A 15,718-nucleotide genomic window follows, 5' to 3' on the forward strand; every position below is an offset into this window, starting at 1 on the left:
GAGGCTAAATCGGTTCAGAACCCGTGTCAACGACTCGCGCAACGACCACACCGACCGGTGACGGCGGCGAGGTGGACTCCCGTACGGTCAGCCGGGGCGTGGGCATCCGCAGGTCCCGTCCGGGCCCGGTGCCGTCCACCGCCTCCAGCAGGCTGCGCGCGACCTGCTCGCCGAGCGCGAAGGTGTCGCGGCTGAGCGCGGTCAGCGGTGGGTGGACGATCCGGGCGAGCACCGAGTCGTCGAAGGAGACGATGGACAGTTCCCCGGGCACCGCGAAGCCCATCTCCCCAGCGACACCGAGCCCGGCGACGGCCATCACGTCGCTGTCGTAGACGATCGCGGTGGGCCGCCCGGCCCGGGAGAGCAGCGTGCGGGTGGCCGCCGCGCCCTCGGCGTCGCTGAAGTCGGTGGGCACGGACACCGCCTCCTCCAGCCCGAGCCGGCGCGAGGCGTCGCGCAGCGCGCGGATCCGCCGCTGGGTGTGCTGGAAGTGCGGCAGCCCGGCGAGGTGGGCGATCCGGCGGTGCCCGATGGCGGCCAGGTAGTCGACGATGGAGAGCATCGCCTCCCGGTCGTCGGCCCAGATCCGCAGCTGGTTGCCGCCCTTGCCGGGCCCGCCGAGGACGACGGCGGGCAGCCCGAGTTCGTCCAGCACCGGCAGCCGCGGATCCTTGACCTGGAGGTCCACCACGACGAAGCCGTCGACCCGGTGTTCGGAGGCCCAGCGCCGGTAGACCTCGATCTCGGCGGCGGTGTCCTCGACGACCATCAGGTGCAGTGCGACCGAGCTGGCCGAGAGCACGGCCTGCAGGCCGGAGAGCAGGTGGCTGAAGAACGGCTCGACGCCGATGGTGCGGGCGGGGCGGGCGATCACCAGGCCGACGGCGTCGGTCCGGGCTCCGCCGAGGGCGCGTGCGGCGTGGTGCGGGCGCCAGTTCATCTCCTCGGCGACCCGCAGGATCCGGGCCCTGGTCGCCTCGCTGACGCCCGGGCGGCCGTTGAGCGCGAAGGAGACCGCGCCCTTGGAGACCCCGGCCTGGCGCGCGATGTCGGCGATCGTCGGTCTGCCCACGGAACCCGACTCCTTCTCTTGACAGCCAAGTTTAGGCGGGAGCATAGTCCCTGCCAGAGCTAGACCGGTTTAGTCGGTCGGATTCCGAACACGACACAACCGAAGAACGCACACCCCCGAGCGCGGCGCGATCCCCCACCCACCCCCAGGACCGGGAGACCCTCATGCGAAGAATCTGGGCGGTACTGACGACGACGGCCCTCACCGCCGTGGCCCTCACCGGCTGCGGTCTCGGCTCCGGAGACAGCAAGAACAGCGACAGCGTGGCGAGTGCGGCCGCCACCGGCGAGGTCAAGGGCAAGGTCTCGATCCAGACCTGGGCGCTCAAGCCGAAGTTCACCGACTACATGCAGGGCGTGATCGACGGCTTCAAGAAGAAGTACCCCGGCGTCGAGGTCGACTGGCTGGACCAGCCCGGCGAGGGCTACTCCGACAAGGTGCTCAGCCAGGCCGCCTCCGGCACCCTGCCCGACGTGGTCAACCTCCCGCCGGACTTCGCCTTCCCGCTCGTCAGGAAGGACGTCCTGCTGGACGTCGCCAAGGCCGACCCCAAGCTCGCCGACGAGTACCTGGCCGGCGGCGTGGAGGCCTACCGCTACCACGGCTACCAGGGCACCTTCGGCTACCCCTGGTACCTCAACACCGATGTGAACTACTGGAGTTCGGAGCTGCTCACGAAGGACGGCCTGAATCCGAAGAAGCCGCCGACCAGCCTGGACGAACTCATCGCCCAGGCCCGGGTGATGAAGGAGAAGTCCGGCGGCCAGGACTACCTGATGAGCCGTAAGCCGGGCCTCGGCGACCTCTACAACATCGGCGTGAAGATCATGGCCGACGACGGCAAGTCCTTCACCTTCAACACCCCCGAGGCCGCCGCGCTGCTCGACAAGTACCGCGACGCCTTCAAGGACGGCCTGATGCCGAACGGGGTGCTCACCGACACCTACGCCGGCAACTCCAAGCTCTTCAGCGCCGGTACCGTGGCCTGGACCACCGGTGGCGGCAACTACATCACCAGCCTCGCCACCGACAACCCGACTCTCGCGCCGAAGGTCGTCGCCTCCCCCGCGATGGACACCCCGCCGCTGTACGTCCAGGGCCTGTCCATCCCCAAGAACACCAAGAACCCGGCCGCCGCGGTCGCCCTCGCCCGCTGGGTCACCAGCCCCGAGAACCAGGCTTCCTTCGCCCACCTGACCAGCGTCTTCCCGTCCACCAAGGCCTCCGCGAACGACCCGTTCTTCAGCAAGAGCGACGGCACCAACGCGGGCGACGCCAAGGTGATCGCCTTCGACTCGCTCGCCAAGGCCAAGCTGATCCAGCCGGTCGAGGTGGACGACGCGATGGGCACCATCGTCAAGCAGCAGTTCGCCCTCGCCATCAGCGGCCAGACCAGCTCCAAGCAGGCGCTGGACGCAGCCGTCGAGCAGTGCAACAAGCTGCTCAAGGGCTGACACCCCCACACGCCCCGAACCCGTACCGGCGAAGCGGCGGGTCTCTCCCACACCCGCCGCCCCGGGAATGACCCGTACCCCCGGGCTCCCCGGAAGGCCCCGCCCCAGGAAGGCGACCGTATGACCCACCGGCGTTGGTTCACCCCCTGGCTGCTCGCCGGGCCCGCGATACTCTGGCTGGCCGTCTTCAACCTCTGGCCGGCCGTCAACACGGTGATCCTGTCCTTCACCAACGCCAAGCCCCTGGGCGGCGGCCGGTTCACCGGCCTGGAGAACTACGGCCGCCTGCTCGACGACGCCCAGCTCGCCGACGCCCTGCTCAACAGCATCGTCTTCATGCTGGTCTGCCTCCCCCTGCTGACCGTCCTGCCGCTGCTGCTCGCCCTGCTCGTCCAGCGCCGCATCCCCGGCATCACCTTCTTCCGCACCGCCTTCTACACCCCGGTGATCGCCTCCGCCGTCGTGGTGGCGCTGATCTGGGGCTGGGTGCTGGACGACCGGGGCCTGGTCAACGGACTGCTCCAGCAGAGCGGCCTCACCCACTCCCCGGTCTCCTTCCTCACCGACCGCTGGCTGCTGCTGTTCAGCGCGATCGCCCTGACCGTCTGGAAGGGCCTGGGCTACTACATGGTCATCTACCTGTCCGCCCTCGCCAACGTCCCGCGCGAACTGCACGAGGCGGCGGCCGTGGACGGCGCGAGCCCGCTGAGCCGCTTCCGGCACGTCACCCTGCCGGGGGTGCGGCCGACCATGGTGCTGATCTCCGCCCTCATCTCGGTGAGCTCGCTGCGCGTCTTCTCCGAGCTGTACGTGCTCTCCAACGGCCTGGGCGGCCCGGGCGGCCGTGACATGTCGGTGGTGATGCTGATCCAGATGTACAGCCGCGGCTTCAACGGCCACCTGGGCTACGCCTCCGCGCTCAGCCTGATGCTGTTCGCCATCACCCTCGGCCCGATGCTGTTCCTGCTGCGGCTGAACCGGAAGGCGGCCTGAACCCATGACCACCGTCCGCGAATCCGAGACCGCCGACCGCTTCCACCGAACCGCCGAACGCCCCAGGGCCGCAAGGGGATTCAACACCCCATCCGCCGCCCGGACGGCGGCCCGCTACCTGCTGCTCCTCCTCGTCCTGCTCCTGGTGATCGGCCCCTTCCTGTGGCAGCTGTCCACCTCCCTCAAGGGCGCCACCGAGGACGTCTACACCCGCACCCCGAGCTTCGTGCCCGACCAGCCCACCGTGGGCAACTACGGCAAGGTCGCCGACACCATCCCGGTGTGGACCTACGCCCTCAACTCGGTGATCGTCGCCGCCGTCTGCATCACCGGCAACGTGGTCGGCTGCACCCTGGCCGGCTACGCCCTCGCCCGGTTGCGCTTCCGGGGCGCCAAGCTGCTCCTCGGCCTGTTCCTGGCCACCCTGGTGCTGCCCGGCGAGGTCACCATCGTCTCCCAGTACGTGCTGGTGCGCGGCCTCGGCCTGGCCGACAACCTGCTGGGCGTCGCCCTGCCCGGGGCGATCGCCATGCTCAACGTGCTGCTGATGCGCACCGCCTTCGCCGCCGTACCGGCCGAGCTGGACCAGTCCGCGCTGGTCGACGGCGCCAACGTCTGGCAGCGGCTGTGGCACATCGGCCTGCCGAACGTGCGCGGCATGCTCAGCGTGATCGTCATCTTCACCTTCATCGGCGCCTGGGACGACTTCCTCTGGCCGCTGATCGTGCTCAACGACCCGCAGAAGTACACCCTCACCGTCGGACTCCAGTACCTCAACGGCACCTTCTCCGCCAACCCCCGGCTCATCGCGGCCGGCACCATGATCGCCTTCCTGCCGATCGTCGTGGTGTTCGCCGTCTGCCAGCGCTTCTTCTTCAAGGGCGTCGAGGAGGGAGCCGTCAAGGGATGAGCCCGTCTCCCTTACGCCCCGGATCAGTTGAGGAAGCCCCCGTGACCACCACTCCGCAGGCTCCACGCTTCGGCGTCAACTACACCCCCAGTGCCGGCTGGTTCCACCACTGGCTCGACTTCGACCTCGACGCCGTGCGCGCCGACTTCGACTCCATCGCCGCTCTCGGCCTGGACCACGTCCGGGTCTTCCCGCTCTGGCCGCTGTTCCAGCCCAACCGCACGCTGATCCGTCCGCGCGCCGTCGAACAGCTGACGGCCCTGGTGGACGCGGCCGGCGAACGCGGCCTGGACGTAGCGGTGGACGGCCTGCAGGGCCACCTGTCCAGCTTCGACTTCCTGCCGTCCTGGACGCAGACCTGGCACCGCCGCAACATCTTCACCGACCCCGAGGTCCTCGACGGCCAGGCCGCCTACCTGCGCACCCTCGCCGGGGCGCTGCGCGAGCGGCCGAACTTCCTCGGGATGACGCTCGGCAACGAGATCAACCAGTTCTCCGGCGGCCCGCACCCCGACCCGGACCGGGTCACCCCCGCCGAGGTCGAGGCCTGGCTGCGCCGGATGCTCGCCGCCTGCGAGCGGGGCGCGCCCGGGCGGCTGCACCTGCACGCCTCGTACGACGCGGCCTGGTACCTGGACGGGCACCCGTTCACGCCCTGGCACTCGGCCCGGCTGGGCGCCGCCACCGCCGTGCACTCCTGGGTGTTCAACGGCACCGCCCAGCGCTACGGCGCCCACTCCACCGCCACCGCCCAGCACGCCGCCTACCTGGTCGAGCTGTCCAAGGCCTGGGCGGACGACCCGGCCCGCCCGGTCTGGCTGCAGGAGGTCGGCGCGCCCGCCCCGCACATCACCGCCGAGGACGCGGCCCGGTTCACCGGCGCCACCGTCGACGCCGTGCTGGACTGCCCAAACCTCTGGGGCGTCACCTGGTGGTGCTCCCATGACGTGGACCGCTCGCTCGCCGACTTCCCCGAACTCGAGTACGGCCTCGGTCTGTTGACCACCGACCGGGCCGTCAAGCCAGCCGGCGCCCGGCTCGCCGAGGCCGCCGCCGAGGCCCGCCGCGACTGGCAGCCGCCCAAGCCGCGCAGCACCGCCGTGGTGGTCGCCACCGGTAACGAGGTCACCTCGCCGCGCCGCTCGGTGTGCGGCCCCGGCGGCCCGGTGTACGAGGCGTTCATGCGCCTCGCCGAGGCCGGCGCCCGCCCGACCGCCGTGCTCGCCGAACGCGCCGGGGACCGGGCGCACCTGGCTGCGCGCGGCATCACCGAGGTGTTGCAGCCCGCCGACGTACGTTCTCTGTAGCCGTTTCCGCAATCGTCCCCAGCACGCAACGGAGCCTGCCGACATGCATGATGACCGCACCCTCGTCGAGTCCCGCCTCAAGCGCGTCCTGGAGGAGCGCATCCTCCCGGCGATCTACCCCGAGTCCGTCCCGCTGGAGGTCGGCATCTGGACCGCCCCCGGCGAGCCCGTCCCGGTCGCCGAGGGCCTGGCCGCGCCGCGCACCCCGATCGCGGTCGGCGACGCCTGGGGCGCGCCCTGGGGCACCAGCTGGCTGACCGTCTCCGGCACCGTGCCCGAGGCCTGGGCCGGACGGACGGTCGAGGCGCTGATCGACCTCGGCTTCGACGCCAACATGCCCGGCTTCCAGTGCGAGGGCCTGGTCTACCGCCCGGACGGCAGCCCGGTGAAGGGCCTCAACCCGCGCAACCAGTGGGTGCGGATCGCCGCCCCGGCGGCCGGCGGCGAGCAGGTGCTGCTGCACGTCGAGGCCGCCGCCAACCCGGTCGTCCTGGACTACCACCCCTTCCTGCCCACCGAGTTGGGCGACAAGGAGACGGCCGGCGACCAGCCGCAGTACAAGCTGGCCCGGATGGACCTCGCGGTCTTCGACGACACGGTCTGGCAGCTGTCGCTGGACCTGGAGGTGCTCGGCGAGCTGATGGCCGAACTGCCGGTGGACGGCGCCCGCCGCTGGGAGGTCCTGCGCGCGGTGGAACGGGCCCTGGACGCGATCGACCTCCAGGACGTCAACGGCACGGCGGCGGCGGCCCGTTCGGAGCTCACCGCCGTACTGGCCGCGCCCGCCGCCCCGTCCGCGCACCGGATCAGCGCGATCGGCCACGCCCACATCGACTCCGCCTGGCTGTGGCCGCTGCGCGAGACGGTGCGCAAGGTCGCCCGCACCACCGCCAACATGACCGCCCTGCTGGAGGACGAGCCGGACTTCCTCTACACCATGTCCCAGGCGCAGCAGTACGCCTGGATCAAGGAGCACCGCCCCGAGGTGTACGCGCGGGTCCGCAAGGCGGTGGCCGAGGGCCGGTTCGTGCCGGCCGGCGGCATGTGGGTCGAGTCAGACACCAACATGCCGAGCTCGGAGGCGATGGCCCGTCAGTTCGTACACGGCAAACGGTTCTTCCTAGAGGAGTTCGGGGTCGAGAACCACGAGGCCTGGCTGCCGGACACCTTCGGCTTCACCGGCGGCCTGCCGCAGATCATCCGCAACGCGGGCTCCAAGTGGCTGCTGACCCAGAAGATCTCGTGGAGCCAGGTGAACAAGTTCCCGCACCACACCTTCCTCTGGGAGGGCATCGACGGGACCCGCATCTTCACCCACTTCCCGCCCGTGGACACCTACAACTGCTCCATGAAGGGCAGCGAAATCGCCCACGCGGCACGGAACTTCAAGGACAAGGGGGTGGCCCGGCACTCGATCGCGCCGACCGGCTGGGGTGACGGCGGCGGCGGGACGACCCGTGAGATGGTCGCCAAGGCCGCCCGGCTGCGGGACTTGGAGGGTTCGGCCACCGTCCGCTGGGAGAAGCCCGCCGAGTTCTTCGCCAAGGCCGAGGCCGAGTATCCGAACCCGCCGGTCTGGGTCGGCGAGCTCTACCTCGAACTCCACCGGGCCACCCTCACCAGCCAGGCGAGGACCAAGCAGGGCAACCGGCGCAGCGAGAACCTGCTGCGCGAGGCCGAACTCTGGTGCGCCACCGCCGCGTTGCGCACCGGCGCGGCGTACCCGTACGAACAGCTGGACCGGATCTGGAAGACCGTGCTGCTGCACCAGTTCCACGACATCCTGCCCGGCTCCTCGATCGCCTGGGTGCACCGCGAGGCGGAGGCCACGTACGCGGCGCTGGCGGCGGAGCTGGAGGGGCTGATCGGCGCCGCCCAGCAGGCGCTGGCCGGGGCGGCCGGGGGCGGGCGCGAGCTGGTGTTCAACGCGGCGCCGCACGCCCGTTCGGCCGTCCCGGCGGGCGGCGCCGCCGTGGTGGCCCCCGCGGAGGCGGGCTGCACGGCCGTCGAGCGGCCGGAGGGCGGCTTCACCCTGCGCAACGGCCTGCTGGAGGTCACCGTCGACGCCGACGGCCTGATCGGCTCGGTCGTCGAACTGTCCAGCGGCCGCGAGACCGTCGCCCCCGGCAGCCGTGCCAACCTGCTGCAGCTGCACCCCGACTTCCCCAACATGTGGGACGCCTGGGACGTCGACCAGTTCTACCGCAACACCGTCACCGACCTGACCGGAGTGGACTCCCTCACCGCCACCGCCTCCGACGGCCGGGCCGCCGTCCGGGTCGCCCGCTCCTTCGGCTCCTCCACCGTCGTCCAGACCCTCACCCTGCGGGCCGGCGAGCAGCGCCTCGACATCGACACCGAGGTCGACTGGCACGAGACCGAGAAGTTCCTCAAGGCCGCCTTCCCGCTGGACGTCCACACCGAGCGCTACGCCGCCGAGACCCAGTTCGGCCACCTCTACCGGCCCACCCACACCAACACCAGCTGGGACGCCGCCAAGTTCGAGGCGTGCAACCACCGCTTCGTCCACCTCGACGAACCCGGCTGGGGCGTGGCCCTGGTGACCGCCTCCACCTACGGCCACGACGTCACCCGCACCGTGCGCGCGGCCGACGGCGGGACCACCACCACGGTCCGCTTCTCGCTGCTGCGCGCCCCGCGCTTCCCCGACCCCAGGACCGACCAGGGCCTGCACCGCTTCCGGCACGCGCTCGTGCCGGGCGCGGCGATCGCCGACGCCGTCCGCGAGGGCTACCGGATCGGCCTGCCCGAGCGGCGGGTCACCGGCAGCGCCGAACAGGTCGCGCCGCTGGTCGAGCTGGACAACGACGCCCTGGTGGTCAGCGCGGTCAAGCTCGCCGACGACCGCAGCGGCGACCTGGTCGTCCGGGTCTACGAGGCGGGCGGCGGCCGCGCCCGCGGCCGGCTCACCACCTCCTTCCCGCTGGCCGGCGCCGTGCCCTGCGACCTGCTGGAGCGGCCCTGGGACGGCACCCGCGGCGAGGTGACGGTCGAGGACGGTGGGGTGCGGCTGGCGCTGCGGCCGTTCGAACTGGTCACGCTGCGGCTGAGCGCGGCCCGCTGACGGACGTGCCCGGCCCGCCGGCCGACGTACCCGGCTTGCCGGCCGACGTACCGTAAAGGCGCCCCGGCCCCGTCCAGGCCGGGGCGCCGCCCCTGCGACCCTCCTGGAGCCCGCCATGCCGCTCACCCCCCTGTTCGCCGCCGTCGACATCGGCGGCACCAAGATCGCCGGGGCACTGGTCGACGGCGACGGACGGCTGCGGCACCGACTCCAGCTGCCCACCCCGGCCATCGAGCCCGGCGCGGCCGTGCTCGCCGTCGTGCACAAGGTGCTGGACCAGCTCGCCGGTACGGCCGACTGGGCCGCTGTGACGGCCGTCGGCATCGGCAGCGCCGGCCCGGTCGACCTGGCCGACGGCACCGTCAGCCCGGTCAACATCCCCGGCTGGCGCGGCTTCCCGCTGGTCGCCGAGGTCGCGGCGCACCCGGCGGTGGCCGCCCGCGCGCTGCCCGTGCGCCTCGCCGGGGACGGCGTGGCGATGGCCGCCGCCGAGCACTGGCAGGGCGCGGCCCGGGGCGCCGACAACGCGCTCTGCCTGGTGGTGTCCACGGGCGTCGGCGCCGGGCTGGTGCTGGACGGCGCCGTCCGGCCCGGCCCCAGCGGCAACGCCGGGCACCTCGGCCACATCACCGTCGACCTGGACGGCGAACCCTGCCCGTGCGGCTCCCGCGGCTGCCTGGAGGGCCTGGCCAGCGGCACCGCGATCGCCCGCCGGGCGCTCGCCGACGGCTGGCGGCCGCCCGGCGGGGACCGCACCGCCCGCGCCGTGGCCGTGGCCGCCGCCTCGGGCGACCCGATCGCGCTGGCCTCCTTCGACCGGGCCGCCCAGGCGCTGGCCGCCGGGATCGCCGCCACGGCCGCCCTGGTCGACCTCCACCGGGTGGTGGTCGGCGGCGGCGTCGCCACCGCCGGGGAGGTGCTGTTCGCCCCGCTCGCCCGCCACCTGGACCGCTACGCCGTCCTCTCGTACGTCCGCGGGCTGGACGTACGCCGCGCCGAACTCGGCACCGACGCCGGGCTGATCGGCGCGGCCGCGCTCTGCCGCTGAGCCGTGCCGGCCCCCTGCCGCCCGGGCCAAGCCAGGCGGAGCCGGTCGGCAGGGCGACCCCGGGGGGCCGTCTTCGAACTCCCGCCTCCCTACCGGCCGCCGCCCTCCCCCTACTTCGCCTCCGTGCGCGCATGACCGCCGCGCGCGAGGCTCACCGGGCGCCGGCCCCGGGGCAGGCCAAAGGACAGGCCCCGCACGGAGTTGACCTGCCGCGCGACGAGCCGGTCCGGCACCGGCGCCCGGTCGGCTCAGGCCGGCAGCGGGTGCCCGAAGAGCAGGTCGTAGCCGTCCGGCAGCTGCTCGATCACCCCGTCGATCAGTTCCCCCGGGACGAGGTCGGCCAGGGTGCTGAGCACCGCCCCGATGTCCCACTGCGCCGTCGCCGGCGTCGCCCCGTCGATCCAGCCGACCACGGCCTCCACGAAGCGTTCGGCGGTCAGCGGCTCGGCGGCCGGCTGGGCGTCCCGGAGCAGCGAGGCGTACGTCCCGGGCAGCGCGTCGGCGAGGTCCAGCCGCTCCGCGCCCACCAGGTGCTCGCCCAGCAGCGCGAGCACGACCCGGGCGGCATGATCCGCCTCCGCCTGACCCCGGTACTCGCCGCGCTCCACGACGCGGGCGAGGAAGTCCTCCCAGGAGATGGTCATCGTGTCCTCCTTCCGGTCAGCGGGACCGGGCCGGGTCGGCGGCCGTCGGTCCGTGGAGCCTGCCTCATCGCAGCCCGTGACCGCCGGGGGACGTACCGGTTCCCGTGCTGCTCAGCGTACTGCGGTCCGGCCGGGTCGAGACCCGTCGATCCGGCGGGAGCCGGAAGGCTGAACGGAACCTTGACGCCGGGGCCGGGACCGGTCGGGCGGATCGACGCCGTTGTCGATCACGCCACCGGCCCGTGCCGTCACCGGCACGGGAACGCTCGGGTCAGCCCACCGAGGCGCGAACCCGCCTGCGCGAGCCGCGCGAAGAGCCCACCCCGGCACCGGAACGCGCCGCCGTCCGCTGGGCCGGCGCCATCGGCTGCGCGACGGCGACCACGTTGTCGCCACGCGCCATGTCCGACGCCCGGTCCACGACCGAGTCCGACATATACGCCGACAGAAAGCGCCGCTCGTTCTGGGTGAGTTTGCGCGAGCGACCGGATTCCCGGTCCCGCGCGACCACGACGGTCCGTGCCCGCATAAAGGTGAGCGGCTCGCGGCAGACATTCACCTCGACATGGGCGGAACTGCGCCCGATCCGTTCCACGGTCAACCGCACCGACAATGGTTCGGGGCGGTGGTGCAACTGTTCCAGATAATCGATCTCATGCCGGGCGATAATGAATCCGGACGGGAAAAGCGATTCCCGCACGGCGGTCGCGTGGTGGCAGAACAGGTCGTAAATCCCCTCCTGGATGTAGCCGACCAGCCGGGCGTTGTTGATGTGCCCGTTCTCGTCGACGTCGCTCCACCGGGTGGGGCAGGACAGCACGTGCACGCCCGAGTACAGCGCGCTCACTGCTGCGTCAGCCCGGCGCCGGCCCCGGTGGGGAGCAGCGCGCGCTGCAACCTGGCGTAGTAACCGGAGTGTTCGGCCGCCATCCGGGCGGCCGTCCAGCCCTCCTCGGCGGCTTCGGCCGCCGCCTGGACGACCAGGCTGTCGAGCACCACGTCGACCGACCGGCAGAGTTCGGCGACGGCGGCGAGGCGTACGGTGACATCGGCCGCACCGGCCGCGTTCCGGGCCGGAAAGGCCGCCAGCGATTCGACTGCGAGCTGCAGATCGTCGATGACGTCCGACCGGCTTTCCTCCGGTGAATACCGCATTCTTTTCTCCAGGACCAATTCGGGCCATTACGGCCCGGTAACTGACGTTCGATTACACCCTGATCGGTGTCGGCCCCCCGACGGCTTCGACGCTATCCCAGTCGGCGCGGGTCCGCAGAAGGTTTTCGGACGGTGACGGGAAACTGACTTCCATCGGAGTAGTTTGCGGGAGTACACAATATGCCCCGTCAGCCGAACGCGGTAAGCAGAACGGGTGGTATCGCCGACCCGCCGAGCAAGATCGACTACCGTCCGTCACTGATCTGCTACTGGCCTCCCCACCATCGCGCCTTGTACAGATGGGTGCCGCTCAGGGTCCGCACCCCCTCCGGGCGGTGCAGCCGGATCACCGAGGTGCACCAGTCGCACGGCGCGGTGTGGTCGGGGGCCACCGTGAGCAGCCGCCCGGTGCCGGGCTCGTCGCCGATGCTCTTGACGTCCCGCTCCGCCGCGGAACCGGCCAGCCGGACGGGCGTGAAGCGGTCGGCGGCCGGGTCGTACTGCCACAGGCCGCGCAGGGTGCTCAGCCAGAACCGGCCGGGGGCGGCCAGCACCGGCGCGAGGTCATGGCCGCCCCGGTCCGGCAGCGGGGCGGTGCGAACGGCGGTCAGCGTCGGTGCGGCCGGGGCACCGCCCACCCGCAGCGCGATCAGTGCCCCGTCCCCGAGCACCCAGAGCAGGCCGGACCGCCCGTCCCACAGCACTCCGTGCGCGCCGGGCAGCCCGAACTCGGTGTACGCCGTGGCGCGCGGCCCCTGCGAGGCCGCGTACAGCCGCACCCAGCCGCCGCTCGCCACCACCGCCACATTGCCGTCCGGGAGCAGCTCGATGCTGTGCGGGTTGGCCGTCGGGCCCAGGTCCGCCGCCCAGCGGGTCCGTCCGGTGGCGGTGTCGACGACTGCGGCGAGCCCGCCGGTGGCGGTGATGAGCAGGTAGCGCCGGCCCTGCCGGATCCGGCTCTTCGCCTCGTCCGGATTGGTCCAGCTGCGGGCCGGCGAGAGGTCGGCGACGTCCGGCGCACGGTCCGCGGTCCAGGACCACACCACGGGCAGCCGGTCGGGCCCCTGGTAGGCCATCAGCTCCCGGGCGCTCTGCAGCACGAACACCCGCCGGGACCCCTGGTCCGCGACCACCACCTGCCACCCCGGCGACCCGGCCTCCGCCCGGCCCGCGGGCGCACAGAACAGCAGGGCCAGGCCCAGCGCGGACAGCGTTCTCCTCAGCACACCCCCACGCTGTCCGCTTCCCGGCAGCCTCGCAGCACGGCTCGGCCGAACGGCGCCCCGGGGCCCCCGGTCAGTGCCGCACCCCCAGCCGGCGCAGCGCCCCCCGGACCGGGCACCCCGTCAGACCTCCAGCAGCTCCAGCACCCGCGTCCAGCCGTACGCCCCGGGCACGAACTCCGCGATCCGAACGCCCATCCCCCGCAGCCTGGTCAGGCTCTCCTCGTACGCCGGATGCGCGGCCTGAGCCGTACTGAGACACGGCTGAACCGCCACCGGAATCCCCCACCCGTACGACTCGCACAGGATCCCGAGCGCGAGCGTGTCCGAGATCCCGGCGGCCCACTTGTTGATCGTGTTGAACGTCGCCGGTGTCACGACGACGGCGTCCGGATCCGGCAACGGCCGAGGCTCCCCCGGCTTCCGCCAGGCCGAGCGGATCGGATAGCCCGTCTGCCCCTCGATCGCCGCGACGTCGATGAACCCCATCGCGAGCGGAGTCGCCACCACCCCCACCTCCCACCCCCGCCGCTGAGCCGCCGAGATCAACTCCCCCACCCCGCCCGCAACCCCCGCCGCACACACCACGACGTAGAGCACCGGCTTCCCCGCCTCGGCCATCTCCCGAACTCCCCTCACGCCACTGGCGGAACACCCGCCCGTCACCCCAGTGTGCCCGCGCCTGCGGTACGCAGGCGCGGGTGGCTCAGCGATGGGCCGCCACCAGCCCCGCCACCGCGTCCGCACATCCCCAGCTCAACGTCACCCCCGCCCCGCCGTGCCCGTAGTTGTGCACGATCCGGAGCCCGCCCCGGTCGTCCTCGGCCTCGCCTGCGGTCCAACTCCTGCTGGCCATGGCCCCGCAACCGCCCACCACGGCCGCCGCGACGGACCGCCGGTGATCGCCGGTGACCGCCGGTGAAAGCGTCGGCCCGCCCCGCGCACTCACCGGCGGGGGCGGGCGCGACGGCTGCCGGAAACGTCAGCCGATGGTCGAGCCGGTGACGGGCTCGGACAGCGCGACGGTCTTACCGTTCGCCCCGGTCTTGACGAACTGCCAGGTGAGGCCGTTGATCACGCCCTTGCCCAACGGGGCCAGCTTGGCGAAGGCGGGCTGGCTGAGGTCGATGTGGGTGGAGTCGCAGGACGGGCACTGGTCCTTCACCGGGACGGTGACGGTCTTGCCCTGGTAGCTGACCTTCACCGAAATGCCCTTGCACAGCGGGTCGTTGTTGGGGTTGGCGGAGGTCCACCAGGTGTGGGAGACGGCGACCAACAGCTGGTTGGAGGCGTTGATCTGGGTGCCGCAGGCGCCGTAGCCGGCGTCGGTGTAGTAGGTGGCCTTCCCGTTCACGGGCTTGTTGATCGGTATCGCGGCGCTGGCGGAGCCGGCCGTGAGGGCGATGAGGGTGGCGGCCGCGAGCGGGGCGCCTGCGAGGATCCTGAGGTTCTTGCCGATGGCGCGCATGGTTCGTTCCCTCCGGTTCGACGATCCGGGACGCAGTCATGGGCATGACAGGCAGAACTCGCCGAAGCTGCGCGGCAGTTCGGCGATCCGACGCCCGATGCCCGCCCGGTGGAGGGAACGTATGCGCTCTACCTCGACGTGGTCCAGACCTCCGCGATGTTGTCATGAACACAAGGCAAGGATCTTTACCAATGCGCCCGAAGGGACGAAGATGCGTGACCGCATCGCCACGCAGGGTGTTGACGGGTCGTCACCCCCATCCGTTCCGGAGGCCTTCCCATGCGCACCGCACTCGCCGCCGCCCTGCTCCTCGGCGCCGCCCTGACCCCGGTCCTCGCCGCCTCCCCCGCCGCCGCACTCCCGGCGGCAACGGCGGCCCCGCGCGCGGTGAACCAGGGCTACAGCATCCCGGTCGGCGGCGTCACCGACCTCGGCGCGCTGCCCGTCCTCGGCAGCCTCGGCCTGGACTTCGCCCGCCTGCTCGGCCAGTAGCGGCCCTCAGCCCTGCCGACCCGGCCGACCCGGCTCACCCCGCTCACACAGCGAACGGTCCCCCGATTCCCGAAGATCACGGACCGGCGCCACCCACCCGGGTTACGCTCGACCCGCGCGGCGCGCCGCCCGCGCTGCCGACCGAGGGGGGAACGCGTGATCGGGGACCTGCTGCCGGACGTCGTGGTGACCGAGGTGGCCTACGACGACCCGCCCGAGGCGCGGCTGGAGCCCGCCGAGGAGGAGGTGATCGCCCGCGCCGTGGACAAGCGCCGCCGTGAGTTCACCACCGTCCGCCACTGCGCCCGCACCGCCCTGGCCCGCCTCGGTGTCCCGTACCGCCCGCTCGTCCCGGGCCTACGCGGCGCGCCGAGCTGGCCGGACGACGTGATCGGCAGCCTCACCCACTGCGACGGCTTCCGCGCGGCCGCCGTCGCCCGGACCGGCACCCTGGCCTCGGTCGGCATCGACGCCGAACCCGCGCTGCCGCTCCCGGAGGGCGTCCTCGAAGCCATCGCCCTGCCCGTCGAGCAGCAGCGACTGGCCAAGCTCGCCGCCGAGCGCCCGGGCACGCCGTGGGACCGCATCCTGTTCAGCGCCAAGGAGTCGGTCTACAAGGCCTGGTTCCCGCTGACCGAGCTGTGGCTGGACTTCCACGAGGCCGAACTCGACCTCTCCCCCGACGGCACCTTCTCCGCCCGCCTGCTGGTCCCCGGCCCGGTGGTCGGCGGCCGCCGCCTCGACGGCTTCGACGGCCGCTGGGCGGTGCGCGACGGGCTGCTCGCCACCGCGATCGCCGTCGAGCCGTAGGCGTTGATCGCGGAACCGTAACCGTCCATCACCCGGCCGTTCGCCACCCGGGCATAT

The 15,718-nt window shown here is 72.4% G+C and carries 16 protein-coding genes; 8 read left to right on the top strand and 8 right to left on the bottom strand.

The features are described from left to right. Window positions 1–4: 4 nt before the first annotated feature. Entirely contained in the window at window positions 5–1,072 is a 1,068-nt protein-coding gene (locus ACIG5E_RS25510) for a LacI family DNA-binding transcriptional regulator (RefSeq protein ID WP_396537009.1), read from the bottom strand. Between the two features lie 164 nt (window positions 1,073–1,236). Between ACIG5E_RS25510 and ACIG5E_RS25515 the strand changes: the two genes are divergently transcribed. The 6 genes from ACIG5E_RS25515 (at window position 1,237) to ACIG5E_RS25540 (ending at window position 9,869) form a co-directional block, all read left to right on the top strand. Further along, window positions 1,237–2,526, top strand: a complete 1,290-nt coding sequence (locus ACIG5E_RS25515; protein WP_396537011.1) for an ABC transporter substrate-binding protein — start codon at window positions 1,237–1,239, stop codon at window positions 2,524–2,526. A gap of 120 nt (window positions 2,527–2,646) precedes the next feature. Next, window positions 2,647–3,519, top strand: a complete 873-nt coding sequence (locus ACIG5E_RS25520) for a carbohydrate ABC transporter permease (RefSeq protein WP_396537012.1) — start codon at window positions 2,647–2,649, stop codon at window positions 3,517–3,519. Window positions 3,520–3,523: 4 nt separating this feature from the next. Further along, complete coding sequence (locus ACIG5E_RS25525) at window positions 3,524–4,429, top strand: carbohydrate ABC transporter permease (protein WP_396537013.1); 906 nt, start codon at window positions 3,524–3,526, stop codon at window positions 4,427–4,429. Then, window positions 4,426–5,736 (top strand): glycosyl hydrolase, encoded by a 1,311-nt coding sequence (locus ACIG5E_RS25530; RefSeq protein ID WP_396537014.1) that lies wholly within the window; start codon window positions 4,426–4,428, stop codon window positions 5,734–5,736. Before ACIG5E_RS25525 ends, ACIG5E_RS25530 begins: the two co-directional genes overlap by 4 nt. Before the next feature lie 43 nt (window positions 5,737–5,779). After that, window positions 5,780–8,821, top strand: a complete 3,042-nt coding sequence (locus ACIG5E_RS25535) for an alpha-mannosidase (protein ID WP_396537015.1) — start codon at window positions 5,780–5,782, stop codon at window positions 8,819–8,821. A 115-nt stretch (window positions 8,822–8,936) separates the two neighbouring features. Next, the gene (locus ACIG5E_RS25540) at window positions 8,937–9,869 is read left to right on the top strand and encodes an ROK family protein (RefSeq protein WP_396537016.1); all 933 of its coding nucleotides are present in this window, start codon (window positions 8,937–8,939) and stop codon (window positions 9,867–9,869) included. A 248-nt stretch (window positions 9,870–10,117) separates the two neighbouring features. Here the strand turns inward: ACIG5E_RS25540 and ACIG5E_RS25545 are convergent, their stop codons facing one another. From ACIG5E_RS25545 to ACIG5E_RS25575, 7 genes are all read right to left on the bottom strand, one after another. Continuing rightward, on the bottom strand, window positions 10,118–10,513 hold the full coding sequence (locus ACIG5E_RS25545) for a DUF2267 domain-containing protein (protein WP_396537018.1): 396 nt from the start codon (window positions 10,511–10,513) through the stop codon (window positions 10,118–10,120). A gap of 271 nt (window positions 10,514–10,784) precedes the next feature. Further along, entirely contained in the window at window positions 10,785–11,360 is a 576-nt protein-coding gene (locus ACIG5E_RS25550) for an acyl-CoA thioesterase (RefSeq protein WP_396537020.1), read from the bottom strand. Beyond that, window positions 11,357–11,668 carry a hypothetical protein gene (locus ACIG5E_RS25555; RefSeq protein WP_396537022.1) on the bottom strand — a complete coding sequence of 104 codons (312 nt, stop codon included), beginning with the start codon at window positions 11,666–11,668 and terminating at the stop codon, window positions 11,357–11,359. Before ACIG5E_RS25555 ends, ACIG5E_RS25550 begins: the two co-directional genes overlap by 4 nt. A 266-nt stretch (window positions 11,669–11,934) precedes the next feature. Beyond that, the gene (locus ACIG5E_RS25560) at window positions 11,935–12,894 is read right to left on the bottom strand and encodes a DUF6528 family protein (protein ID WP_396537024.1); all 960 of its coding nucleotides are present in this window, start codon (window positions 12,892–12,894) and stop codon (window positions 11,935–11,937) included. A gap of 120 nt (window positions 12,895–13,014) precedes the next feature. Further along, window positions 13,015–13,512 carry a flavoprotein gene (locus tag ACIG5E_RS25565; protein ID WP_396537026.1) on the bottom strand — a complete coding sequence of 166 codons (498 nt, stop codon included), beginning with the start codon at window positions 13,510–13,512 and terminating at the stop codon, window positions 13,015–13,017. Window positions 13,513–13,597: 85 nt separating this feature from the next. Next, a complete protein-coding gene (locus tag ACIG5E_RS25570) occupies window positions 13,598–13,747 on the bottom strand; it encodes a hypothetical protein (protein WP_396537028.1) in 150 nt (49 codons plus the stop codon). 126 nt (window positions 13,748–13,873) lie between these two features. Next, window positions 13,874–14,359, bottom strand: a complete 486-nt coding sequence (locus tag ACIG5E_RS25575) for a cysteine/serine endopeptidase inhibitor (RefSeq protein ID WP_396537030.1) — start codon at window positions 14,357–14,359, stop codon at window positions 13,874–13,876. A gap of 279 nt (window positions 14,360–14,638) precedes the next feature. Here ACIG5E_RS25575 and ACIG5E_RS25580 point away from each other — a divergent pair, with 279 nt between their 5' ends. Together ACIG5E_RS25580 and ACIG5E_RS25585 are read left to right on the top strand one after the other, a co-directional pair. Continuing rightward, window positions 14,639–14,851 carry a hypothetical protein gene (locus ACIG5E_RS25580; protein WP_396537032.1) on the top strand — a complete coding sequence of 71 codons (213 nt, stop codon included), beginning with the start codon at window positions 14,639–14,641 and terminating at the stop codon, window positions 14,849–14,851. Between the two features lie 156 nt (window positions 14,852–15,007). Further along, entirely contained in the window at window positions 15,008–15,661 is a 654-nt protein-coding gene (locus tag ACIG5E_RS25585; protein WP_396537034.1) for a 4'-phosphopantetheinyl transferase, read from the top strand. Window positions 15,662–15,718 lie beyond the last annotated feature (57 nt).

The sequence above is a fragment of the Kitasatospora sp. NPDC053057 genome, assembly GCF_044546945.1.
Classification (GTDB): domain Bacteria; phylum Actinomycetota; class Actinomycetes; order Streptomycetales; family Streptomycetaceae; genus Kitasatospora.